24 protein-coding genes are annotated in these 23,688 nt (G+C 70.3%); 14 read left to right on the top strand and 10 right to left on the bottom strand.

Features of this window, described 5'->3' with window-relative positions; all coding sequences use genetic code 11:
• The first annotated feature begins 4 nt into the window (after window positions 1-4).
• The 6 genes from KV106_RS18460 (at window position 5) to KV106_RS18485 (ending at window position 8,245) form a co-directional block, all read left to right on the top strand.
• Window positions 5-1,342 carry a DUF1254 domain-containing protein gene (locus tag KV106_RS18460; protein WP_261211560.1) on the top strand — a complete coding sequence of 446 codons (1,338 nt, stop codon included), beginning with the start codon at window positions 5-7 and terminating at the stop codon, window positions 1,340-1,342.
• Window positions 1,339-2,595, top strand: coding sequence for an alkyl sulfatase dimerization domain-containing protein (locus KV106_RS18465; RefSeq protein ID WP_261211561.1), 1,257 nt, complete (start codon window positions 1,339-1,341; stop codon window positions 2,593-2,595). Before KV106_RS18460 ends, KV106_RS18465 begins: the two co-directional genes overlap by 4 nt.
• Window positions 2,596-2,617: 22 nt before the next feature.
• Entirely contained in the window at window positions 2,618-3,601 is a 984-nt protein-coding gene (locus KV106_RS18470) for a Bug family tripartite tricarboxylate transporter substrate binding protein (RefSeq protein ID WP_261211562.1), read from the top strand.
• 127 nt (window positions 3,602-3,728) lie between these two features.
• Entirely contained in the window at window positions 3,729-4,691 is a 963-nt protein-coding gene (locus KV106_RS18475; protein ID WP_261211564.1) for a helix-turn-helix domain-containing protein, read from the top strand.
• 72 nt (window positions 4,692-4,763) lie between these two features.
• Entirely contained in the window at window positions 4,764-7,067 is a 2,304-nt protein-coding gene (gene tynA, locus KV106_RS18480) for a primary-amine oxidase (protein ID WP_261211565.1), read from the top strand.
• 11 nt (window positions 7,068-7,078) lie between these two features.
• On the top strand, window positions 7,079-8,245 hold the full coding sequence (locus KV106_RS18485; RefSeq protein WP_261211567.1) for a serine hydrolase domain-containing protein: 1,167 nt from the start codon (window positions 7,079-7,081) through the stop codon (window positions 8,243-8,245).
• A 3-nt stretch (window positions 8,246-8,248) separates the two neighbouring features.
• Here the strand turns inward: KV106_RS18485 and ruvA are convergent, their stop codons facing one another.
• Window positions 8,249-8,821, bottom strand: coding sequence for a Holliday junction branch migration protein RuvA (ruvA, locus tag KV106_RS18490; protein ID WP_261211569.1), 573 nt, complete (start codon window positions 8,819-8,821; stop codon window positions 8,249-8,251).
• Between the two features lie 103 nt (window positions 8,822-8,924).
• Here ruvA and KV106_RS18495 point away from each other — a divergent pair, with 103 nt between their 5' ends.
• From KV106_RS18495 to KV106_RS18505, 3 genes are read left to right on the top strand one after another with little or no spacing between them, the layout of a single operon-like run.
• Window positions 8,925-9,878, top strand: a complete 954-nt coding sequence (locus KV106_RS18495) for a PhoH family protein (RefSeq protein WP_261211570.1) — start codon at window positions 8,925-8,927, stop codon at window positions 9,876-9,878.
• A 1-nt stretch (window position 9,879) separates the two neighbouring features.
• Window positions 9,880-10,338, top strand: coding sequence for an rRNA maturation RNase YbeY (gene ybeY / locus KV106_RS18500; protein ID WP_057590767.1), 459 nt, complete (start codon window positions 9,880-9,882; stop codon window positions 10,336-10,338).
• A 14-nt stretch (window positions 10,339-10,352) separates the two neighbouring features.
• Window positions 10,353-10,946: a class I SAM-dependent methyltransferase gene (locus tag KV106_RS18505; protein WP_261211571.1), complete on the top strand. Its 594-nt coding sequence runs from the start codon at window positions 10,353-10,355 to the stop codon at window positions 10,944-10,946.
• A gap of 18 nt (window positions 10,947-10,964) precedes the next feature.
• On the opposite strand, the gene dtd is transcribed toward KV106_RS18505, so the two are convergent.
• Both dtd and KV106_RS18515 read right to left on the bottom strand, forming a co-directional pair.
• The gene (gene dtd, locus KV106_RS18510; RefSeq protein WP_261211572.1) at window positions 10,965-11,405 is read right to left on the bottom strand and encodes a D-aminoacyl-tRNA deacylase; all 441 of its coding nucleotides are present in this window, start codon (window positions 11,403-11,405) and stop codon (window positions 10,965-10,967) included.
• Window positions 11,402-12,331, bottom strand: coding sequence for a cation diffusion facilitator family transporter (locus tag KV106_RS18515; RefSeq protein ID WP_057590764.1), 930 nt, complete (start codon window positions 12,329-12,331; stop codon window positions 11,402-11,404). Before KV106_RS18515 ends, dtd begins: the two co-directional genes overlap by 4 nt.
• A 147-nt stretch (window positions 12,332-12,478) precedes the next feature.
• Here KV106_RS18515 and KV106_RS18520 point away from each other — a divergent pair, with 147 nt between their 5' ends.
• Window positions 12,479-12,994, top strand: a complete 516-nt coding sequence (locus KV106_RS18520; RefSeq protein ID WP_261211573.1) for a FecR family protein — start codon at window positions 12,479-12,481, stop codon at window positions 12,992-12,994.
• The gene (locus KV106_RS18525; RefSeq protein ID WP_261211574.1) at window positions 12,991-13,623 is read left to right on the top strand and encodes an OmpA family protein; all 633 of its coding nucleotides are present in this window, start codon (window positions 12,991-12,993) and stop codon (window positions 13,621-13,623) included. Before KV106_RS18520 ends, KV106_RS18525 begins: the two co-directional genes overlap by 4 nt.
• Window positions 13,624-13,686: 63 nt before the next feature.
• Here KV106_RS18525 and tyrS read toward each other — a convergent pair whose 3' ends face one another.
• A complete protein-coding gene (gene tyrS / locus KV106_RS18530; protein ID WP_261211575.1) occupies window positions 13,687-14,919 on the bottom strand; it encodes a tyrosine--tRNA ligase in 1,233 nt (410 codons plus the stop codon).
• 158 nt (window positions 14,920-15,077) lie between these two features.
• Between tyrS and KV106_RS18535 the strand changes: the two genes are divergently transcribed.
• Together KV106_RS18535 and KV106_RS18540 are read left to right on the top strand one after the other, a co-directional pair.
• On the top strand, window positions 15,078-16,427 hold the full coding sequence (locus tag KV106_RS18535) for a M23 family metallopeptidase (RefSeq protein WP_057590762.1): 1,350 nt from the start codon (window positions 15,078-15,080) through the stop codon (window positions 16,425-16,427).
• A 62-nt stretch (window positions 16,428-16,489) separates the two neighbouring features.
• Window positions 16,490-17,620 (top strand): anhydro-N-acetylmuramic acid kinase, encoded by a 1,131-nt coding sequence (locus tag KV106_RS18540; protein WP_261211576.1) that lies wholly within the window; start codon window positions 16,490-16,492, stop codon window positions 17,618-17,620.
• Between the two features lies 1 nt (window position 17,621).
• On the opposite strand, the gene mdtD is transcribed toward KV106_RS18540, so the two are convergent.
• From mdtD to KV106_RS18570, 6 genes are all read right to left on the bottom strand, one after another.
• Entirely contained in the window at window positions 17,622-19,064 is a 1,443-nt protein-coding gene (mdtD, locus tag KV106_RS18545; protein ID WP_261211577.1) for a multidrug transporter subunit MdtD, read from the bottom strand.
• Between the two features lie 88 nt (window positions 19,065-19,152).
• Entirely contained in the window at window positions 19,153-19,518 is a 366-nt protein-coding gene (gene erpA / locus KV106_RS18550; RefSeq protein ID WP_007827949.1) for an iron-sulfur cluster insertion protein ErpA, read from the bottom strand.
• 203 nt (window positions 19,519-19,721) lie between these two features.
• Complete coding sequence (gene rpsI, locus KV106_RS18555; protein ID WP_057590759.1) at window positions 19,722-20,114, bottom strand: 30S ribosomal protein S9; 393 nt, start codon at window positions 20,112-20,114, stop codon at window positions 19,722-19,724.
• A gap of 12 nt (window positions 20,115-20,126) precedes the next feature.
• Complete coding sequence (rplM, locus tag KV106_RS18560; RefSeq protein WP_057590758.1) at window positions 20,127-20,555, bottom strand: 50S ribosomal protein L13; 429 nt, start codon at window positions 20,553-20,555, stop codon at window positions 20,127-20,129.
• A gap of 203 nt (window positions 20,556-20,758) precedes the next feature.
• Window positions 20,759-21,982 carry a S1C family serine protease gene (locus KV106_RS18565; RefSeq protein WP_261211584.1) on the bottom strand — a complete coding sequence of 408 codons (1,224 nt, stop codon included), beginning with the start codon at window positions 21,980-21,982 and terminating at the stop codon, window positions 20,759-20,761.
• On the bottom strand, window positions 21,979-22,569 hold the full coding sequence (locus KV106_RS18570; RefSeq protein WP_261211585.1) for a hypothetical protein: 591 nt from the start codon (window positions 22,567-22,569) through the stop codon (window positions 21,979-21,981). Before KV106_RS18570 ends, KV106_RS18565 begins: the two co-directional genes overlap by 4 nt.
• A 167-nt stretch (window positions 22,570-22,736) precedes the next feature.
• Here KV106_RS18570 and KV106_RS18575 point away from each other — a divergent pair, with 167 nt between their 5' ends.
• On the top strand, window positions 22,737-23,687 hold the full coding sequence (locus KV106_RS18575) for a 23S rRNA (adenine(2030)-N(6))-methyltransferase RlmJ (RefSeq protein WP_261211587.1): 951 nt from the start codon (window positions 22,737-22,739) through the stop codon (window positions 23,685-23,687).
• Window position 23,688 lies beyond the last annotated feature (1 nt).

The following is a 23,688-nucleotide window of genomic DNA, read 5'->3' on the forward strand; positions in this document are numbered from 1 at the left end:
CGGCATGGCAGCAACGATCGACGCCGGGCTCGATGCCCTGGCCGAGGAGGCCGTGGTCTACGCCTGGCCGCTGTACGAGATGTGCCGCATGCGCGCGGCCACCTCGCCGCAACGCTGCGAGACCGCCGGCGAGGCACCGGCGCCGCAACGCTGGTGCAACGTGTTCACCCATGCGCGCAAGCTGCTGGGGCCGGGCAAGAGCCGCGTCGTGACGCCGAACAACGACACGCTCTACACCAACGCCTGGCTCGACCTCGGCGCGGGCCCGCTGGTGATCGACGTCCCCGACACCGCGGGGCGCTACTACGTGCTGGGCCTGCTCGACTTCCATACCAACCCCTTCGCCCACATCGGCCAGCGGCTCACGGGCACGGCGGCGCGTTCCTTCGTGCTCGTGCCGCCGGGCTGGCGCGGCGAGCTGCCGCCCGCCTTCGACACGCCCGGCGCGCGCATCGAGGCACCCACGCGCTGGCTCTGGGTCATCGGCCGCATCCTGGTCGACGGGCCGCACGACCTGCCCGCGGTGCATGCGCTGCAGGACGGCTTCGTGGTGCGCACGCTGGCCGACTGGCAGGCCGGCGCGGCGCCCCGGCCCATGGCCTTCGACCCGGCCTGCGACCCGAAGGCGGCGCCGGATGCCGCGCATTTCGCGGCGCAGGTGCAGCGCGCGCTGCGCGAGAACCCGCCGCCCGCGCGCGATGCCGACCGGCTCGCGCGCTACGCCGCGCTCGGCCTGCACCCCGAGGCCGGCGCGCTCGACGGCACGCAGCGCGACCTGCTGCAGGATGCGATCGCCCGCGTGCTGCCGCGGCTGCGCGCCACGGAAGCGGGCCGCGCGGCCGCCAGCGGCTGGGTGGCCATGCCGCTGGTGGAGGCCAGCTTCGGCGACGACCACCGGATGCGCGCGCTGGTCGCGCTCAAGTACATCGGCATGCTCGAGAGCCGCGAGGCCACCTACCCGCTCGCCTGGCACGACGCCGCGGGCCGCGCGCTGCACGGCAGCCACTGCTACACGCTGCGCTTCGGGCCCGGCGAGCTGCCGCCGGTCGAGGCCTTCTGGTCGCTCACCCTGTACGACAGCCGCGACTGCATGCTGGTCGACAACCCGATCGACCGCTACGCCATCGGCGACCGCACGCCGGCGCTGCGCCACGACGCCGACGGCGGCCTCACGCTGCGCATCCAGCATGCGGCGCCCGCGGACGAGGCGGCGCGCGCGAACTGGCTGCCCGCGCCCGCGGGCGCCTTCTACCTCTGCCTGCGCGCCTACGTGCCGCGCGCGGAAATGCTCGACGGCCGCTATGCGCTGCCGCCGCTTCAACGACTGGGAGACGACGCATGAGCAACACACAGGAACAGGAGAAGCCCTTCCTCATCGTCGGCAGCGGCACCGAGACGGTGGCGCCGGGCCTGCACATCCTGCGCGGGCAGGGACAGTCCTTCGTGGCCGAGACCGATGTCGGCCTGGTGGTGATCGACGCCGGCCCGGGCGGCTCGGTGACGCGGGGCATGATCGACGCGGTGCGCGAACTCAGCGACGCGCCGCTGCATGCGCTGTGCTACAGCCACGGCCATGTGGGCTACAACGCCGGCGTGCCGATGTGGCTCGCCCATGCGGCGCGGCGCGGCGACGCGCCGCCGCGCGTGATCGCGCACCGCAACGTGCCGCGGCGCCTCGCGCGCTACCGCGAGACCGAGGCACTGCAGCACCGCATGGCCGAGATCCAGTTCAACCGGCCCGCGGGCTTCTTCGCGCAGCGGCTGTCGATGCATGCGCCGACCGAGACCTTCGACGAGCGGCTGGTCATCGGGCACGGCGAGCGCGCCGTCGAGCTGCGCTGGGCGCCCTCGGAGACCGACGACGCGATCGCGCTGTGGAGCCCCGCGCAGCGCGTGCTCTACGGCGGCGCGGCGCTGATCGACTCGATCCCCAACATCGGCACGCCCTTTCGCACCCTGCGCGACACGGTGCGCTGGGCCGACACGCTCGAGGCGCTGGCCGCGCTCGGCGCGCGCAAGGCGGTGCGCGAGTTCGGCGCCACGCTCGAGGGCGAGGACCAGGTGCGGCACGTGCTCACCCACACGGCGCGCGCGCTGCGCTGGCTGCGCGCCGAGGTGGTGCGGCTGATGAACGAAGGCCTCAACGAGCGCGAGCTGCTGGCGCGCATCCGCTGCCCCGACGAACTGTTCGCGGTCGACTGGATGAAGCCCACCTACGGCGACCCGGCCTACATCGTGCGCGACATCTACCGCTCGGAGAACGGCTGGTGGGACCGCAACCCGACCAGCCTGCATCCCGAGCCGCCCGAGGCCATCGGCCAGGCCGTGGCCGAGGCCATCACCGACAAGGCCGGCCTGATCGCGCGGGCGCGCGCGCTCGCGCAGCAAGGGCAATGGCAGCTCGCGCTGCACGTGATCGACCTGCTGGCCACCGCGCGCGGCGACGCGCCCGAGCTGGCCGAGGCGCGCGCGCTCAAGGCCGAATGGCTGCGCGAGCGCGCGCGCCAGGTGCCCAGCTACGTGTCGCGCAACCTCTACCGCGTGAGCGCCGACATGCTCGAGCAGGGCACGCAGGCGCGCTTCGGTATCCAATGACTTCCCGAGGACCCGCATACCCATGACCGCATCCCTTCTCCGCACCGGCCTGTTCCTTGCCGGCCTCGCCGGCCTGCTGGCCACGGCCGCCGCGCAGGGCGCCGAGGCCTATCCCGACAAGCCCGTCACACTGGTCGTTCCCACGGCCGCCGCGGGCGGCACCGACACCATCGCGCGGCTGGTCGCCGACGCGCTGGGCAAGTCGCTCAAGCAGCCCTTCGTGGTCGACAACCGGCCCGGCGCCAACGGCATCCTCGGCACCGAGCAGGTGGCGCGCGCGGCGCCCGACGGCTACCGGCTGCTGTTCACCTACGCCGCCGCGATGGTGGTGAACCCCAGCCTCTACCGCAAGCTGCCCTACGACCCGGTGAAGGACTTCGCGCCGGTGGCGCAGATCGGCCGCGGCGGCAACCTGCTGCTGGTGCGCAACGACCTGCCGGTGAAGACGCTGGCCGACTTCGTCGCCTATGCCAAGGCACGGCCCGACAAGCTCAGCTATTGCTCGTGGGGCAACGGCTCGGGCGGCCACCTGGCGATGGAAAGCCTCAAGAAGCAGGCCGGCCTGGTGATCGAGCACGTGCCCTACAAGGGCAGCGGCCCCTGCGTGCAGGACCTGATGGGCGGCCAGGTCGAGGCGGCCTTCGCCGACATGTCCTCGACGGTGGAACTGGTGCGCGCCGGCCGGCTCCGGGCGCTGGCCAACAGCGGGCCCTCGCGCATCCCGATGCTGCCCGAGGTGCCGACGATGACCGAGTCCGGCTACCCGTTCACCACCTATGCCTGGTACGGCGTGCTGGCGCCCGCGAAGACGCCGCCGGCGATCGTGAAGAAGCTCAACGAGGCGGTGAACCGCGCGCTGCGGGACCCGGCCGTGGTGCAGCGCCTGCGCGAGCTCAACTTCACCGACCTGCCGCAGAACACGCCCGAGCAGTTCGCCGCGACCTTGCGCCAGGACCTGCGCGACTGGGGCGCGCTGGTCAAGGACATCGGGCTCCAGCCCGAATGAGGCACCGGCCGAACCGAGGGTAAGCAAGATGGTCAAGCGCCCCCGCTTCCCGCAGACTGCGCGCTGATCGGCACGGTTCCTGCTCGTCGGCTCGACGACGGCCGCCGTGCCAGCGTCCGCGCCGACCATGACCGAGCTTTACTTCTCCCGCCACCTGAACGCCGAGGCCCAGGCACAGGCCTCGAGCCTGGACCACTGGGACCAGCACTACGAGCAGCTGTCGAACGGCCGCTTCGAGGGCCTGTCCGAGGACCTGCACCTGGGCTTCGTCCAGGTCTTCCACGAGCATGCGAACCAGACCCTGCTGCAGAACGGCCAGGGCCGCCCGGGCACGGTCTCGTTCGCCGTCACCGAGGTCGCGGGCAGCGGCAGCTGGTACTGCGGCCACGAGATCGAGGGCCGGCGCCTGATCGCGCTGTCGCCGCAGCGCGAATTCGAACTGCTGGCCGGCGCCGGCATGGACCTGATGGCGGTGTGCATCGACACCGCGCCGCTGGCCGAGCTCGCGGCCACGCTGTTCGGCGCCGACTTCGAGCTGCGCCTGCCCGAGCCGGCGCCGGTGCGCCAGCCGGGCTTCGACGAGAGCGAGCTGTCGAAGCTGCTGGGCGCCGCGCTGTCGCTGGCGCGCGGCAACCTCGCGCAGCTCGAGCAGCCGGCGGCGCGCCACATGCTGTCGCTGTCGCTGGCCGACGCGGTGCTGCACTGCATCGGCTGCGACGCCTTCGAAACCCGGCTGCCGCCCGGCACGGTGGCGCGGCGCCACATCGTGGCGCTGGCGCGAGAGTACATGCGCGCCCATGCCGACGAGGCCATCAGCGTGCCCGACCTCTGCGCGGCCACCGGCGTGTCGCGCCGCGCGCTGCAGTACGCCTTCGAGGACGTGGTGCACCTGAGCCCCGTGACCTACCTGCGCGTGATGCGGCTGAACCGGGTGCGGCGCGAACTGCAGACGCACCGGCGCGACAGCATCGGCGACGTGGCGGCGCGCTGGGGCTTCTGGCACCTGTCGCGCTTCGCGGCCGACTACAGCCGGCTGTTCGGCGAGCTGCCTTCCGCCACGCGTGCGCGCTGGCTTGCCGAATCCGGCTAACCGCCGTATGGGTCGCGCCCTTAACTTCGTCGTCGTTTCAGACAACACGCGAAGAAAAGGGAAAAGCAGGCCATGCGCAGCAGCCACCATCGAACGCCGGTCCGCGGCACCACCCGCACCCTTCTTGCCACCGCGCTCGCGCTGGCCCTCGGCCCGCTCGCGGCCGGCGGCGCCCAGGCCCATGGCGGCGCGGCCCACATGGTGCCGCTCAAGAAGACGGTCGAGGATTTCGGCGCCACCGTGCGCTTCGACAGCTTCGCCAACGTCTACACGGTGGCGCGCAACGGCACGCTGGTGCGCATCAAGCCCGGCTCGAAGACCGCGCTGATCAACGGCCAGCCGCTGCAGCTCGACGTGCCGGTGGTGCTGCGCAAGGGCGCGGCCTGGGTGCCGCACGACTTCATCAACCAGGTGTTCCAGTCCAGCCTGGACCGCACCTTCGTGGTCGAGCGCACGCCGAATCCGCTCAATCCGCTGTCGGCCGAGGAGATCCAGGCCGCGCTCGAAACGATCAAGGCCTCGGGCAACTACAAGCCCGGCCTGCGCTTCACCGAAATCACCCTGAAGCGCCCGCCCAAGGACCAGGTCTGGGCCTTCGCGCTCTCGGGCCAGCCGGTGCGCGCCGCGCGGCAGGCGAGCTTCGTCGCGCTCGACGGCAAGAAGGTGATCGAGGGCAGCATCGACCTCGCGGCACGCAGGCTGCTCGAGTGGAAGCCGGTGGAAGGCGCGCACGGCATGGTGCTGCTCGACGACTTCGCCACCGTGCAGAGCGCGATCGAGGCCAGCGCCGACTATGCGAAGGCGCTCGCCACGCGTGGCATCGACGACGTGAAGAAAGTGGTGGCCACGCCGCTGACCGTGGGCTACTTCGACGGCAAGGATTCGCTGCGCCAGGAGGACCGCCTGCTCAAGGTGGTGAGCTACCTCGACGTGGGCGACGGCAACTACTGGGCGCACCCGATCGAGGGCCTGGTGGCGGTGGTCGACCTGGAGCAGAAGAAGGTGCTGAAGATCGAGGACGGCGGCCTGGTGCCGGTGCCGCTCAAGCCCACGCCCTACGACGGCCGCGACCGCGCCGGCACGCCCGCGCCCAAGCCGCTGGAGATCACCGAGCCCGAGGGCAAGAACTACACCATCGCCGGCAACATGCTGCACTGGCGCAACTGGGACTTCCACCTGCGGCTCGACTCGCGCGTGGGCCTGGTGCTCTCGACCGTGACCTACAACGACAAGGGCACCAGGCGCAAGGTGATGTACGAGGGCTCGCTGGGCGGAATGATCGTGCCCTACGGCGACCCCGACACCGGCTGGTACTTCAAGGCCTACCTCGACTCGGGCGAGTACGGCATGGGCACGCTGACCTCGCCGATCGAGCCCGAGAAGGACGCGCCGCAGAACGCGGTGCTGCTCGATGCCACGCTGGCCGACTACACCGGCGCGCCCGTGAAGGTGCCGCGCGCGATCGCGGTCTTCGAGCGCTATGCCGATCCCGAGTTCAAGCACCAGGAGATGGGCAAGCCCAACGTGAGTACCGAGCGGCGCGAACTGGTGGTGCGCTGGATCAGCACGGTGGGCAACTACGACTACCTGTTCGACTGGGTGTTCGCCGAGAACGGCACCATCGGCATCAACGCGGGCGCCACCGGCATCGAGGCCGTGAAGGGCGTGAAGTCGCGCACCATGCAGGACGCGACCGCCGCCGAGGACACGCGCTACGGCACGCTGCTCGACCACCACATCGTCGGCACCACGCACCAGCACATCTACAACTTCCGGCTCGACCTCGACGTGGACGGCGAGAACAACTCGCTGACCGAGGTCGACCCGGTGGTGCTGCCCAACACCCGCGGCGGCCCGCGCACCAGCACCATGCAGACGGTGCAGCGCACGGTGGCGACCGAGCGGCAGGCGGCGCAGAAGTTCGATCCCTCGACGATCCGGCTGCTGAGCAATCCGTCGAAGAGCAACAAGGTCGGCAACCCGGTCTCGTACCAGCTCATTCCCTACGCGGGCGGCACGCACCCGATCGCCAAGGGCGCCAACTTCGCGCAGGACGAGTGGATCAACCACCGCCTGAGCTTCATGGATCGCCAGCTCTGGGTGACGCGCTACGACCCCGAGGAGCAGTTCCCCGAAGGCAAGTACCCGAACCGCTCGAACAAGGACACCGGCCTGGGCCAGTTCACCGCCGACGACCAGGCGATCGTGAACACCGACAACGTGGTCTGGCTCACCACCGGCACCACGCATGTCGCGCGCGCCGAGGAGTGGCCGATCATGCCCACCGAGTGGGTGCATGCGCTGCTCAAGCCCTGGAACTTCTTCGACGAGACGCCGACGCTGGGGCTGAACCGGCCGGCGAAGCCGGCAAAGTAGGGAGCTGCCGCATGACGGACACCGAGGCCATCGGCCGGCTCGAGGACCTGATGACGCTGGCGCCCGAGTTGCAGGCGCCCACCTACCGCCACATGGACCGGCTCTATGCGACGCGCACCATCCAGCGCGGCGCGCAGGTCCATCCATTGCCCGCGGGCCCCGCGGTCGACGTGCGCTACCGCGCTGGCGACGGGCAGTTCGGCATCGACGCGTTCATGGCGCGCAACCGCACGGCGGGCCTGCTGGCGATCAAGGACGGCCAGGTGGTGCTCGAGCGCTACGCGATGGGCAACGACGCGGCCACGCGCTGGATGTCGTTCTCGGTCGCGAAGTCGATCGCCTCCACGCTCGTGGGCGCGGCGCTGCACGACGGCCTGATCGCGAGCCTGGACGAGCCGGTCGTGCGCTACGTGCCCGTGCTGGCCGGCTCGGCCTACGAGGGCGTGACGCTGCGGCAGGTGCTGCAGATGAGCTCGGGCGTGGCCTGGAACGAGGACTACCTCGACCCGGCCTCCGACCGCCGCCGCATGCTGCGCGCGCAACTCGACCAGGACGCGGGCGCGGTGCTGGCCTTCATGGCGACGCTGCCGCGCGCGGCACCGGCCGGCACGCGCTTCAACTACAGCACCGGCGAGACCTACCTGGTCGGCAGGATCCTGGCCAGCGCGCTGCGCGAGCCGATCGGCGACTACCTGTCGCGCAAGATCTGGGCGCCCTTCGGCATGGAGGCCGATGCCTACTGGCAGCTCGACGCGCCGGGCGGCCAGGCCTTCGCGGGCAGCGGCGTCAACGCGACCCTGCGCGACTTCGGCCGCTTCGGCCTGTTCATCCTCGGCGGCGGCATGGCCGGCGGACAGCGCGTGCTGCCCGAGGACTGGCTGGGCGAGGCCACGCGCGCCGACCCCGCGCAGCGGCTCGCGCCCGGCACGCTCGAGGGCTACGAGCCGATGGGATACGGCTACCAGTGGTGGACTTTCCCGAGCGGCGCGCAGGCGCTGCCCGAACTCGATGGCGGCCTGTTCGCCGCGCTCGGCATCTTCGGGCAGCAGCTCTACATCCACCCGAAGGAACGGCTCGTGGTCGCGATCCACAGCGCCTGGCCGCAGCCGGTGCACGGGCCGAGCCTGGTCGAGACGCACGCGCTGCTGGGCGCGCTGGCCAGCGCGCTGCGCGCCTAGGCCCTATTTCGCCAGCGCCTTCAGCGCCAGCTTGATGCCGTCGCTCACGCTCACGTCCTTCGGCAGGGCCTTGAGCGCGGCGGCCGCTTCCTTGTCGCTGTAGCCCAGCGCCACCAGCGCCTGCAGGATGTCGGCCTGGGCATCGGAGGCCGCGTGCGCGGGCAGGCCGATGTCGGCGCCGAGCTTGCCCTTGAGCTCGAGCAGCAGGCGCTCGGCGATCTTCTTGCCGATGCCGGGCACCTTCACCAGCCGGCCGGCCTCCTGCAGGGTGACGGCCTGCGAGAGCTCGCCCACGCTCATGCCCGAGAGCACGCCCAGCGCGGTGCGCGGGCCCACGCCCGAGATCTTGATGAGCTGGCGGAAGGCCGCGCGCTCCTCGGCGCTGCCGAAGCCGTAGAGGATCTGCGCGTCCTCGCGCACGATGAAGTGCGTGAGCAGCGAGATCCTGGCGCCCACGTTGGGCAGGTTGTAGAAGGTGCTCATCGGCACGTCGACCTCGTAGCCGACGCCGTTGCAGTCGATCACGACCTGCGGCGGATTGCGTTCGGCAAGAATCCCGGTGAGTTTGCCTATCATTGGCGCCCCCCCGACGCTTGCGGCGCTTCCCGCCTTGGGTTGCATTTTCTGGAGCAGGGCCGGTCTTGCATGGGCTACCAATAAAGATGGAAATGGAAACCGCGTGATTCTGCGACACACCTTCGCCCCGCCCAACAACACGCGCCTGGGCCACCTGTGCGGCCCGCTCGACGCCCACCTGCGCCGCATCGAGGAGGCGCTCGCGGTGAAGATCGCGCACCGCCACGAGCAGTTCAAGATCGACGGCCCCAAGGTCAACGCCCAGCGCGCGATGGACGTGCTGCAGGCGCTCTACGAGATCGCCCAGCGACCGATCGACGCGGCGGTGGTGCAGCTCACGCTGGCCGGCGACGGCTCGATGGACGAGGACGGCGACGGCGCGATCGCGCTCGCCACCCGGCGCGCCGACCTGCGCGCGCGCACCCCCACCCAGGCCATCTACCTCGACAACATCGCCAAGCACGACATCACCTTCGGCATCGGCCCGGCCGGCACCGGCAAGACCTACCTCGCGGTGGCCTGCGCGGTCGATGCGCTCGAGCGCAGCGCGGTGCAGCGCATCGTGCTCACGCGCCCGGCGGTCGAGGCCGGCGAGCGCCTGGGCTTCCTGCCCGGCGACCTGACGCAGAAGGTCGACCCCTACCTGCGGCCGCTGTACGACGCGCTCTACGACCTGATGGGCTTCGAGAAGGTGCAGAAGGCCTTCGAGCGCAACGCGCTGGAGATCGCGCCGCTGGCCTTCATGCGCGGGCGCACGCTCAACAACGCCTTCGTGATCCTCGACGAAGCGCAGAACACCACGCCCGAGCAGATGAAGATGTTCCTCACGCGCATCGGCTTCGGCGCCAAGGCGGTGGTGACGGGCGACGTGAGCCAGATCGACCTGCCCAAGCAACAGTTGAGCGGCCTGATCGACGCCGAGCGCGTGCTGCGGCGCGTGAACGGCATCGCGATCACGCACTTCACGAGCGCCGACGTGGTGCGCCATCCGCTGGTGGCGCGCATCGTCGACGCCTACGACGGCCAGCGCAAGCGCACGGCCGCGGGCGGGCGCTGAGATGGCGCTCCACGCACTCGCCCTGTCGCTGCAGTTCGGCCGCTTCAAGGGCGTGGAACGGCACCGCGCCGCGCTGCCGCGCCACGGCGTGACGCGCTGGATCCGCCATGCGCTCGACGCCGACGCCGAGATCACGGTGCGCATCGTCGATGCCGACGAGGGCCAGCAGCTCAACCGCGAGTTCCGCGGCAAGGACTACGCGACCAACGTGCTGACCTTCGACTATGCGCAGGCGCCGCTCGTCATGGCCGACCTGGTGCTGTGCGCGCCGGTGGTGGCGCGCGAAGCGAAGGAGCAGCGCAAGACGCTGGCCGCGCACTACGCGCACCTGCTGGTGCACGGCACGCTGCATGCGCAGGGCTGGGACCACGAGACCGGCGAGGCAGACGCCGAGGCGATGGAGGCGCGCGAGATCGAGATCCTCGCGGGGCTGGGCATCCGCGATCCCTACAACCGCTGAGGGAACGCGCACCGATGACCGGCGCCGACACCGATCCGTGGCTCAGGCCCTGGCTGCCGCTGCTGGCCGAATGCGCGGGCGCCGACCCGGTGCTCGAGCTGGGCTGCGGCGACGGACGCGACAGCGCCACGCTGGCGGCCGCGGGGCTGCGCGTGGAGGCGATCGAGCTGTCGCCAAGGGCGGCGGACGCGGCACGCGAGCGGCGCCTGGCGGGCGTGCGCGTGCACAACCAGGATTTCCGCGCGCCCTTTCCGCTGGCCGAGGGGCAGCGCATCGGCGTCGTGCTCGCGAGCCTGTCGCTGCACTACTTCGAATGGGAGCAGACGCTGGAGCTGGTCGCGCGCATCCACGCGGCGCTGCGGCCCGGCGGCGTGCTGCTGTGCCGGCTCAACTCGGTCAACGACCGGCACTACGGCGGGCGCGGCCCGGGTCGCTCGGACGAGGACAACCTCTACCTCGTCGATGGCGCGCCGAAGCGCTTCTTCGAGCGCGCCACCGTGCAGCGGCTGTTCGCGCGCGGCTGGCGCATCGCGCAGCTCGAGGAGCTGACCATCGACCGCTACGAGCACCCGAAGGTGGCGTGGGAAGCGCTGCTGCGGCGCGACTGAACGAGGCCCGCGCCGCCCTCAGCTCATCTGCAGCGGAATCGTGACCGGCCCGTCGTTGAGCAGGTGCACCTGCATGTCGGCGCCGAACTCGCCCGTGGCCACCACGGGATGCGCGGCGCGCGCCTGGGCGACGAAGTGGTCGTAGAGCCGGCGGCCCTCGTCGGGCGGCGCCGCGAGCGTGAAGCTCGGGCGGTTGCCGCCGCTCACGTCGGCCGCGAGCGTGAACTGGCTCACCACCAGCAGGCCGCCGCCGATGTCCTGCACGCTGCGGTTCATCTTGCCGGCCGCGTCGGAAAAGATGCGCAGCTTGAGCATCTTGGCGAGCATGCGGTCGGCCGCGGCATCGGTGTCGCCGCGCTCGGCGCACAGCAGCACGAGCAGCCCGGCGCCGATCTCGCCGACGGTGCGGCCCGCGATGTCGACGCGTGCCTGCGCCACGCGCTGGAGCACTGCTTTCATGGATGGGATTCCTCGAGGGTGTCTGACGGAAGCCGGGTGGCGCGGGCTTCCATGCCCAGCGGCAGCAGCTGGATGGTCACGCGCAGGCCGGGCACGGCGTCCATCAGGGCCTGCTCGAGCGCATCGCGCAGGGCGGCGGCGCGCTCCAGGGTCCAGTCGCCGGGCACGTGCATGTGCAGGTCGGCGAAGCGGCGCTGGCCGGCGCTGCGCGTGAAGATGTCGTCGAAGCGCAGCCGCCCGCCCTCGGGCACGCCGGCGGCGAAGCGCTCGAGCGTGGCACGCAGCAGCGCCTGGGTCTCGGGCTCGAGCGCCTGGTCCATCAGGCCCTGCGAGGAGCGCCAGACCAGCCTGGCGCCCTCGCGCGCGATGTTCAGCGCCACGCCGATGGCCAGGAGCGGATCGAGCCAGAGCCAGCCGGTGAAATGCACCGCGACGATGCCCACCAGCACCGCGGCCGAGGTCCAGACGTCGGCCATCAGGTGGCGCGCGTCGGCCTCCAGCGCGATCGAACGGCGGGCCTGGGCGGCGCGGAACAGCAGCCACGCGAGCCCGGCGTTCAGGCCCGAGCTGACGATCGACAGCGCGAGGCCCCAGCCGAGCTGCTCGAGCGGCTGCGGCGCCAGCAGCCGCTGCACCGAGACCCAGAAGATGGCGACGGCCGCGCCCACGATCAGGATGCCCTCGAAGCCCGAGGAGAAGTACTCGGCCTTGTGGTGGCCATAGGGATGGCCTTCGTCGGCCGGGCGCTCCGCGATCGTCACCATGGCCAGCGCGAAGGTGGCGCTCGCCAGGTTGACGAAGGACTCCATCGCGTCCGAGATCAAGCCCATCGAATGGGTGATGTAGCCCGCGAGGCTCTTGAGCACGATCGTGACCAGCGCCACCGCGATGGAGGCCCGCAACAAGGTCTTGGGTGTGAGATTCATGCGAACGCGCAGGGTGATGACGGCGACAGGCGACAGGAAAAACGGTAAAAGGCCGCAGTTAGCCGCCGAATTATCATGTTCGTGTCCAGGTGTAACGCCTTCGCATTAATAATTGTGTCCGCCCCGAAACAGTTCGCGGAAAACCCGATGATGCACAAGAAATTCCTCCTGCCCCTGCTGGGCTGCGCGCTGCTCGGCGCCGCGGCGATTTCGCAGGCGCAGACCGCCCCGTCCACGCCCGCGGCCCCCGCCGCCGCTCCCGCCACGGCGGCCCCCGAGCGCCAGGCCGGCTTCGTGAAGTCGGTGCGCGGCGACGTCAAGCTGCTGAGCGCCGCCGCCGCCGCGCGCAATGCCGTGCCCGGCGACGCCCTGGCCTCGGTCGACCGGATCGTGACCGGCCCCGACTCCTCGGCCGCGGTCGTGCTGCGCGACGACACCACGCTGGTGGTCGGCCCCTCCTCGCGGCTCGACCTCAAGCAGTTCCACTTCGATGCCACCACCCACGAGGGCGGGCTGCTCGTCTCGCTGCTGCGCGGCTCGATGCGCATGATCACCGGCCTGATCGGCAAGACCAACCCCGACGCGGTGCGCGTCGAGACGCAGACGGCGACCATCGGCATCCGCGGCACCGACTTCATCGTCCAGACCGACGGCCAGCCATGATGCGTTCCGGTTCCAGCCCCCTCTTTTTCTCCCGCCTGCGCTTCCTCGGCGCCGCGTTGCTGGTTGCGCTGCTCGCGGCCTGTTCCTCGCCCGCCACCCGCGTGGTGCTGCTGCCGCAGGCCGACGGCACCGCCTCGGCGGTGGTGGTGCGCGCCAAGGACGGCGAGGAGGTGCTCTCGCGGCCCTACCAGCGCGCCACGGCCAAGCAGGGCGCCTCGGGCGCGCCGGTGGTCGACGCCGCCGATCCGGCCAAGGTGCAGGCCGAGAACAAGCCGCTGTTCGAGATGCGCCCGCCGCCGTCGCAGCGCTACACCGTGTACTTCGAGCTCGGCACCATCACGCTGACGACCGCCTCGCAGAAGATCATGGAAGAGGCGCTGGCGGCCGCCCAGGCGCGCCCCGGCGGCGACATCGTCGTGGTCGGCCACACCGACACCAAGGGCACGCTGCAGAACAACGACGCGCTCTCGCTGCGCCGCGCGCAGGAAGTGGCCCAGCTCTTCATCGAGCGCCGCTTCCCGGCCAACCGCATCGAGGCCGCGGGCCGCGGCGAACGCGAACTGGCGGTGCCGACGGCCGACGAGGTCGACGAGCCGCGCAACCGGCGCGTGACGATCGAAGTGCGCTGAGGCACGCCCCTCGAGCAAAAAAGGCCGGGATCGACCCGGCCTTTTTCTTTGGGAGCGCCCGGCTCAGGACAAGGTCACGCGCGCGAACTTGCGCTTGCCGACCTGCACCACGTAGCTGCCGGCCGGCAGCTTGAGACCCTTGTCGCTGACCACCGCGCCATCGATGCGCACGCCGCCGCCGTCGATCAGGCGGTTGCCCTCGCCGGACGACGCCGCGAGGTTGGCCTGCTTGAGCAGCTGGCCGATGCCCAGCGGGGCGCCCGCCAGCGCCACTTCGGCGATCTCGTCGGGCACGCCGCCCTTGCTGCGGTTGATGAAGTCCTGCTCGGCCGTGTCGGCCGCCGCCGGACTGTGGAAGCGCGCCGTGATCTCCTTGGCGAGCGCGACCTTGGCGTCCTTCGGGTTCCGCCCGGCCTCGATCTCGGCCTTGAGCGCAGCGATCTCCTCGAGCGAGCGGAAGCTCAGCAGTGTGTACCAGCGCCACATCAGGTCGTCGGAGATCGACAGCACCTTGGCGTACATGGTGTTGGCGTCTTCGCTGATGCCGATGTAGTTGTTCTTGCTCTTGGACATCTTCTCGACGCCATCGAGCCCTTCCAGCAGCGGCATAGTGAGTATGCACTGCGGTTCCTGGCCGTATTCCTGCTGCAGGTGCCGGCCCACGAGCAGGTTGAACTTCTGGTCGGTGCCGCCGAGTTCGAGGTCGCTCTTGAGCGCCACCGAGTCGTAGCCCTGCATCAGCGGGTAGAGGAACTCGTGCACCGAGATCGACTGGCCGGCCTTGAAGCGCTTGTTGAAGTCGTCGCGCTCCATCATGCGCGCCACCGTGTACTTGGCGGCCAGCTGGATCATGCCGCGCGCGCCCAGCGGGTCGCTCCACTCGGAGTTGTAGCGGATCTCGGTCTTCTCGGGATCGAGCACCAGGCTGGCCTGCCTGTAGTAGGTCTGGGCGTTGGCCTCGATCTGCTCGCGCGTGAGCGGCGGGCGCGTGCTGTTGCGGCCCGAGGGGTCGCCGATGGTGGTGGTGAAGTCGCCGATCAGGAAGATCACGCGGTGCCCCAGGTCCTGGAGCTGGCGCATCTTGTTGAGCACCACCGTGTGGCCGATGTGGATGTCGGGCGCCGTCGGATCCAGGCCCAGCTTGATGCGCAGCGGCGTTCCGGTGGCTTCGGAGCGCTGCAGCTTGCGCACCCACTCGTCCTGGGGGAGCAGCTCGTCAGTCCCGCGGAGGGAAATTTCGAGCGCGCGTCCTACACTATTTGAAAGGGCCACGGATGTAACAGATTCGGCGTTCATGGGCTTTTTTTGGCTGACTTTTGGAGTGCGGAAGCTATACTCGCCCGACTTTTTCAAGCGCCGGATTCTAAGCGGCGCTTTTTCCGCACCGTCCCGCCGCCCTGACCGCTCTGGGCTTTGCAGACGGATCTGCAGAAACCTGAGCTGGAATTCATAGTTTGATCAACGGCATTCTTGCCGCCGAGGAGCTTCTCGCTTCTCGCGTGGCCTATACGTTCCGGACCTACCCCAAGCAGATCACCGCGGTCATCGCGGCGGCGCTGCTGAGCGCCGGAACCCTCGCCGTGGCTTCGCTCGGACCCGATGCCTCGGACCTCCCGGTCCACCAGGTGCTCGAAGCCACCTCCGCCCCCCTGTCGTTCGCCGAACAGGCGACGTCGCTCGAGGATTTCAGCTTCACGCTGTTCCGCACCGACGTCACCCGCTCGAGCGACACCGCCGAGGCGCTGCTCAAGCGCCTGGGCATCTCCGATCCGGCCGCCAGCGCCTTCGTGCGCGGCAGCGGCGAGGCCCGCACCGCGCTGTTCGCGCGCGCCGGCCGCACCGTGACCGCCGAGGCCACGCAGGACAACCAGCTCAAGAAGCTCAGCGCGCGCTGGATTCCCGACGGCGACGGCGGCTTCAAGCGCTTTGTGGTCGAACGCACGCCCGTGGGCTTCGTGGCCCTGACCGAGCGCGACACCCTCACGCCGGGCGCCCGCCTGGCCAGCGGCACCATCCGCAGCTCGCTGTTCGCCGCCACCGACGAGGCGCGCATCCCCGATGCCGTCGCCAGCCAGCTGGCCGACATCTTCGCGGGCGACGTCGACGTGCGCCAGCTGCGCAAGGGCGACCGCTTCGCCGTGGTCTACGAGACCTTCGAGGCCGACGGCCAGGCGCTGCGCAGCGGCCGCGTGCTCTCGGCCGAGTTCGAGAACAACGGCAAGGTGCACCAGGCCGTGTGGTTCCAGCCGCCGGGCGCGGGCCAGAAGGGCAGCTACTACCGCCCGAACGGCGACAGCCTGCGCAAGGCCTACCTGGCGACGCCGGTGGAATTCACGCGCGTGTCGAGCGGCTTCGCGATGCGCATGCATCCGATCCTCAACAGCTGGCGCCAGCACAACGGCATCGACTACGCGGCGCCCACCGGAACCGCCGTGCGCACGGTCGGCGACGGCACGGTCGACTTCGCCGGCACGCAGAACGGCTACGGCAACATCGTCATCATCAACCACCGCAACAACCAGCAGACGGCCTATGCGCACCTGAGCCGCATCGACGTCAAGGCCGGCCAGAGCGTGAGCCAGGGCCAGACCGTCGGCGCCGTGGGCTCCACGGGCTGGGCCACCGGTCCGCACCTGCACTTCGAATTCCGGGTCAACGGCGTCTACCAGAACCCGACCTCGATCGCGCAGGAAGGCGGCGCCCCGATCACCGCGGCGATGCGCCCGGCCTTCGAACGCATCGCCGTCGGCGCGCGCACCGAGCTGGCCGCCGCGTTCTCGGTGGTCCAGGCCAGCGCGGACTGAGCGCCGCGCTTCCAGATAGACAGATGAAGCGCCGGAGCCATTCCGGCGGTTTCCCCAGCCCCATGGCCACCGGCGACCTCTACATCGGACTGATGTCGGGCACCTCGCTCGATGGCGTGGACGGCGTGCTCGCCGACTTCTCCGACGGCGGGATCGCGGTCACCGGCTACGCCAGCGCCACCTTCCCGGTCGGCCTGCGCGGCGAGCTGATGGCCCTCAACACCCCGGGCGACAACGAACTGCATCGCGCGGCACTCGCCGGCAACGGGCTGGCTCGCGTCTACGCGGGCGTGGTCCGGCAACTGCTGGCCGATGCCGGCCTCGAGCCCGGCGCGGTGCGCGCCGTCGGCGTGCATGGCCAGACCGTGCGCCACCGGCCCGGCGAATTCGACGAGGTCGGCTACACGCTGCAGCTCAACAACCCCTCGCTGCTGGCCGAGCTCTGCGGCATCGACGTGGTGGCCGACTTCCGCAGCCGCGACCTCGCGGCCGGCGGCCAGGGCGCCCCGCTGGTGCCGGCCTTCCACCGGGCGCTGTTCGCCGGACCCGGCGAGCCGATCGCGGTGCTGAACCTCGGCGGCATCTCGAACCTGAGCCTGCTGCCGGCCAGCGACGCACCCGAGGGCGCGGTGGTGCTGGGCTTCGACTGCGGCCCGGGCAACGCGCTGATGGACCACTGGTGCCAGCGCTACCACGGCCAGCCCTTCGACCTCGACGGCCAGTGGGCCGCGAGCGGCCAGGTGCTGCCCGAGCTGCTCGCGCGGCTGCAGGGCGAGCCCTTCTTCGCCAAGGCCCCGCCCAAGAGCACCGGGCGCGACCTGTTCAATCCCGAATGGCTGGCCGCCCACGTGGGCACCGGCGCGGCCGACGCCCCGGTCGACGTGCAAGCCACGCTCGCAGAGCTGACGGCCAGCACCTGCGCCGCCGACCTGCTGCGCTACGGAAAAGAGAGCAAGCTGCTGATCGTCTGCGGCGGCGGCGCGCTCAACGGCCACCTGCTGTCGCGGCTGCGCGCGCTGCTGCCGGGCATCGCCGTGGTGGCCTCGAACGAACGCGGCCTGCCGCCGCAGCAGGTGGAGGCGGCCGCCTTCGCCTGGCTGGCGCGCGCCACGGTGCGGCGCGAGAGCGGCAACCTCGCCAGCGTGACCGGCGCCCGCGGCGCCCGCGTGCTGGGCGCGATCTACCCGGCCTGACTCAGCCCTGGCCCGAGACTTCGGGCTGCGCGGGCCGCGATGCCCGCATCTCCGCCGGCAGATGCCAGAAGATGAGCGCCGAAGCCACCGTGATCAGGCCCATGCTGGCGAAGGTCGCCTGGAAGGCATCGAGCGTGCGCACCGCGGTGTCGGTGCCGAACACGCCGTTGTAGCCCGCGAGCACCGCGCCCGCGGCGGCCACGCCCATGCTCATCGCGAGCATCTGCACCATCGACAACAGGCTGTTGCCGCTGCTGGCCATGCTGCCGTCGAGGTCCTTGAGCGTGATGGTGTTCATCGCGGTGAACTGCAGCGAATTGACCGCGCCGAAGAACAGCAGCTGCAGCACATGCAGCGCGAAGGGCTGGCCCGGCGCCGTGAGGCCGAAGCTGGCCATCGCGAGCCCCACCAGCACCGTGTTGACCACCAGCACCTTGCGGTAGCCGTGGCGCGTGATCAACGGCGTGGCGAAGCGCTTCATCGCCATGCCGGCCAGCGCCACCGGCAGCATCATCAGGCCCGCGCGCAGCGGCGAATAGCCCATCGACACCTGCAGCAGCAGCGGCACCAGGAAGGGCATGCAGCTGCTGCCCAGGCGCGAGAACAGGTTGCCGAGCAGGCCGATGCTCAGGGTCGGCACCTTGAACAGCGAGGGCGCGAACAGCGGCTCGGGCGTGCGCGCCGCGCGCAGCCAGTAGGCCACCACGCTCGCGAAGCCGAAGACCAGCACCACCATCACCCCGCCCTGGCGCAGGCCCAGCTCGGCCACGCCGTCGAGCGAGAGCGAGATCGTCACCATGCCGAAGGCCAGCAGGCCGTAGCCCACGGCGTCGAAGCGCCGCAGCGCGGCGCCGCGCAGGTCGGGCATGAAGCGCAGGGTGGCGATGCAGCCGGCCAGGCCCACCGGCACGTTGATCAGGAAGATCCAGTGCCACGAGGCGTACTGCACCAGCCAGCCGCCCAGCGTGGGCCCGAGCAGCGGGCCGATCAGGCCCGGAATCGCCACGAAGCTCATCGCCTGCAGGAATTCGCCGCGCGGCACGGTGCGCAGCAGCGCCAGCCGTCCCACCGGCAGCAGCAGAGCGCCGCCGAGCCCCTGCACCACGCGCGCGGCCACCAGTTGCCCCAGCCCGTGCGAGAGCGCGCACAGCACCGAGCCCAGCGCGAACAGCACGATGGCCGCGAAGAACACGCGCCGCGTGCCGAAGCGGTCGGCGATCCAGCCCGAGGCGGGAATCAGCATCGCCATGGTCAGCGCATAGGCCACCACCACCGACTGCATGCGCAGCGGACTCTCGCCGAGGCTGGCCGCCATCGCCGGCAGCGCCGTGTTGATGATGGTGGCGTCCAGCGTCTGCATGAAGAAGCCCACCGCCACGAGCCACAGCAGGCTCTTGCGGGCGGGGGCGACGGCGGTGTTGGCTACGGCGGTGTCGGGCGACATGGGCGGGAATGGAGGCGCAAAGCAAAAAGCCGCCCGGAGGCGGCTTGGTGGGGGGACGGTGCGCTGCGGGCAGGCACCATCGGTAGGATCAGGCCGAGAAGCTGGAGCCGCAGCCGCAGGTGCTGGTGGCGTTCGGGTTCTTGATCACGAACTGGGCGCCCTGCAGGTCTTCCTTGTAGTCGATCTCGGCGCCGACCAGGTACTGGTAGCTCATGGCATCGATCAGCAGCGACACGCCGTTCTTGGTCATCGTCGTGTCGTCTTCGTTGGTGATCTCGTCGAAGGTGAAGCCGTACTGGAAGCCCGAGCAGCCGCCGCCCTGGACGAACACGCGCAGCTTGAGGTCGGGATTGCCTTCTTCGGCGATCAGGTCGGCCACCTTGGCGGCCGCACTGTCGGTGAAGACGATCGGTTCGGGCATCTGGGTCTGGATGTTTTCGGCAACGGCGCTCATGAGGGAATACTCCTGGAGAGGGGGCCGGAACATGCGGCCAAGGGAAGGAATGCTACTGCAATGCGGGCCTCGGGGCCGGAACCGCGGGCGGTGCACCCAATGCAAGTGGGGTCGCAGCCACGCGAGGGCAAGGCCGGGCCGGGAAGCAGGCCCCATGAAAAAACCGCCCGAAGGCGGTTTTCTCGGCAGGCGAAGGCTGGAGATCAGCGCTTCGAGAACTGCTTGCGGCGGCGTGCGGAGTGCAGACCGACCTTCTTACGCTCGACTTCGCGCGCGTCGCGGGTGACGAAGCCAGCCTGGCTCAGCACCGGCTTCAGGGCCGCGTCGTAGTCGATCAGCGCACGGGTGATGCCGTGGCGGGTCGCGCCGGCCTGGCCCGATTCGCCGCCGCCGTGCACGTTCACCATGACGTCGAAGGTTTCGAGGTTGTTCGTCAGCGCCAGCGGCTGCTTGGCGATCATGATCGAGGTTTCGCGGCCGAAGAACGCTTGGATGTCCTTGCCGTTGACCGTGATCTTGCCGGTGCCCTTCTTCAGGAACACGCGAGCGACGCTGGATTTGCGACGGCCGGTGCCGTTGTTCCATTCACCAATCATTCTCAAGGCTCCTTACAGTTCCAGCACTTTGGGCTGTTGGGCGGTGTGCGGATGCTCTGCACCGCCGTACACCTTGAGTTTCTTGATCATGGCGTAGCCGAGCGGACCCTTGGGCAGCATGCCCTTGACGGCCTTCTCCAGCGCGCGGCCGGGGTGCTTCGACTGCATGTCGCGGAAGTTCGTCGCCGTGATGCCGCCCGGGTAGCCCGAGTGACGGTAGTACACCTTGTCGATGGACTTGGCGCCGGTGACGCGCAGCTGGGCTGCATTGATGATGACGATGAAGTCACCGGTATCGACGTGAGGCGTATAAATGGCCTTGTGCTTGCCGCGCAGACGGAGGGCAACTTCGCTGGCTACCCGTCCGAGGACCTTGTCGGTCGCGTCAATCACAAACCACTCGTGCTTCACGTCAGCGGGTTTTGCGCTGAACGTGGTCATGAGATTTCTCTTTTCGAAAGAGGGTTTGGCGGGCCCTTTTCCACGGTCGGTTTTCCTCTGGTGGGAATCTCTTAGGTGGTGAAATGTCTTCGCCGCGGGGCCACAAAAACGCTGCGAAGCCCGCGATTATACGAAGAATCGAGGTTGGCGGGCAATTTTCCGGATCGCCGCGGCCTCGAGCCCCCGAAACGCCCGCTCCGGGCTCAGCGCCAGACCCGCACCAGCTCCAGCGTCTCGCGCGTCATGCCGAGGTAGGCGCGGCGGTATTCGGCCTCGAAACGGACCACCCGGCCCATGTCGGGCGCGTAGGAGGCCGTCGCCTTGAAGGGCAGCGCCTGCGCGGGTCCGGTGCCCACCAGCGCGAACATCCAGCCCTCGTAGGCGATCTGCTGCACATTCAGCGCCTCGCCGTCGACGGTCATGCGGCTCGTGCCGATCACCGTGGCATCGAGCTCGTAGCGTGCCTTCTCCCCGCTGGAGGCCGAGGTGTACTCGCTGCGCCAGCGCATGCCCGGCGTCATCGCGGGACGAGTCCAGCCTCCGGGCGGCGAGGCGGCGTCGAACAGCCCGCCGGCCGGCGAGGTCGCCGACACCAGTTGGCCATCGGCCTTCTCGACCCGCCCGCCCTGGTTGAAATAGACGTTCTCGCCCTCGATCCGGTCGACCCGATAGCGCACCGGCGTCCGCACGCCCGTGAGGCCGTCGATCAGCACGTATTCGAACACCTCGCCGAGCCGTGGCGCCCCCGGACGGCCGGCTGCGGGCGCGCCGCGGCCGTTGCCGTCGGCGCCGCTGGTGCGTGCTTCCAGCGCGGTCTTCGCGCGCGCCGGCAGCTCGGCCAGCCATTCCGCCGGCACTGCGAAATTCAGGCTGCCGCCGTCCTTGGCGGCAAAGGTCGTGATACCCAGCAGCCGGCCTTCGCTGTCGAACAGCCCGCCGCCGCTCGAGCCCGGTGCGATGGCCGCGGTGGTCTGCAGCAGGCGCTCGCCCTCTTCGCCGCGCAGGCCCGACAGGATGCCGTCGCTGAGCGTGTTCTCGAGGCCGCGCGGATTGCCGATGGCATAGACGCGCTGGCCCACGCGCGCGCTGCCCGCGGGCGCCAGCGCCACCGGCGGCGCGGTGAAGTTCGCCACCTTGACCTGGCACAGGTCGCGCTGCGGATCGGGGTACTCGAGAGTGGCGCCGTAGGCCACGTTCTCCTGGCGCACGACGAAGCTGCTGGCCTTGGCCAGCACGTGGCAGTTGGTCACGAGCCGGCCGGGCGCGATCACGACCGCGCTGCCGGCGCTGAGCGGCCGGGACTGGGCGTCGAAGGTGCGGATGGCCCAGACGCTGCCCGACACCTTGGCGAACAGCACGTCGGGCTCGAGCGCCGCGGCGGGGCCGGCGGCCAGCAGTGCCGCCAGGCAGAGAACGCGAGTCCTCATGGCTTGGCGGGAAGCAGCGCGCCGAGATCGTCCATCGAAACGCGCGCGCCGACGGCGCGCGGCGCCGGTGGCGGCACGGCGGCCACCGGCGGTGTCGGTGCAGGCGCGGGTGCGGGCGCGACCTGGGGCGGTGGCGTCACCGCGATGGCCGTGGGCGGCGGCGGCACGACGGAGGGCGCCGCCAGCTTGGTCTCGCCGATGCGGGTGCCCGCCAGCGCCTGGTCGCCGGTCTGGCCGCTGCGGTCGAAGCTGCGCACCTCGCCGAACACCAGCTGCATCCAGCTCGGGTAGTTGAAACCGGCGCCGGTGCCCGAATCGATGGCCGCGCCCAGCACGCCGCCGATCAGGATGTTGCCCACCATGCCCGTGTTGACGCGCGAAATCGCCTGCCCCGTGGCCGGCGCCAGGCCCGGCTGCGTGCATTCGATGTTCAGCAGCGCGCCCGAACGGCGCACCGAGACGCTTTCGCCCGAGCGCATCACGATGCCGTTGCGGTCGTTCGTGAGCGTGCATTTGGCACCCTCGACGGTCTTTCCGGCCTCCGTCAGCGTCTCGATCTTCACGCTCTGCTGGGTGCCGTGCGTCACCGACGCACACCCCGTCAAAATGGACAAAACGCCCGCACCCACGCACAGGCCCCAGAATCTCCACCCTGCTCCACGCATTGGCGTCCCTCTTGTTAATTAATGTTTCCGGCGCGCGAGTCTAGCGATCCCGCCGGATGCATGCCTCCACCTTTTAGGTATTTCTTCTCATGTTCAGCTACCGCCACGCCTTCCATGCCGGCAATCACGCCGACGTGCTCAAGCACCTGGTGCTGATCGCCACGCTCGATCACATGCTCGAAAAGGAGACCGCGCTGACGGTGGTCGACACCCACGCGGGCGCGGGCCTGTACCGGCTCGATGGCGATTACGCGGGCACCAGCGGCGAGGCCGCCGAGGGCGTGCTGCGCCTGGTCGCCGACCCCAAGGCCACGCCCGCGCCGGCTCCCGCGGCGGGCGTCCCCGCCAAGAAGGCCGCCCAGGAAGCCGAGGCCCCGCTGGCCGACGCGCTCGCGCGCTACCTCGAGGTGATCCACGACTTCAATGCCAAGGGCGGCGCCCGCGTCTACCCGGGCTCGCCGTTCATCGTGCAGCACCTGCTGCGCGACCACGACCGGCTCAAGCTGTTCGAGCTGCATCCCACCGACAGCCGCACGCTCACGGCCAACATCGCGCAGCTCGAGGCCGGCCGCCAGATCGCCGTGCTGCACGAGGACGGCTTCGGCAGCGCCACCAAGTTCCTGCCGCCGCCCTCGCGGCGCGCGCTGGTGCTGATGGACCCGAGCTACGAGCTCAAGACCGACTACGGCCGGGTGCTCGACTTCATGGCCGAGGCGCTCAAGCGCTTCGCCACCGGCACCTACGCGGTCTGGTATCCGATCATTCCGCGGCCCGAGGCGCACGACCTGCCGCGCCGGCTCAAGACCATGGCCACCAAGGCCGGCAAGTCCTCGCTCAACGTCACGCTGACGGTCAAGTCGAGCAAGATCACGACCGCGCCCAGCGGCGAAACGCGCCGCCCGGGCCTGCCGGCCAGCGGCATGTTTCTGATCAATCCACCCTACACGCTCAAGCCGCTGCTCGAAGCGGCGCTGCCGCAGCTGGTGCAGAAGCTGGGGCAGGACCGCAACGCGGGCTTCACGATCGACGCCGCGGGCTGAT

The organism is Variovorax endophyticus (assembly GCF_025376855.1).
In the GTDB taxonomy this organism is placed as follows: domain Bacteria; phylum Pseudomonadota; class Gammaproteobacteria; order Burkholderiales; family Burkholderiaceae_C; genus Variovorax.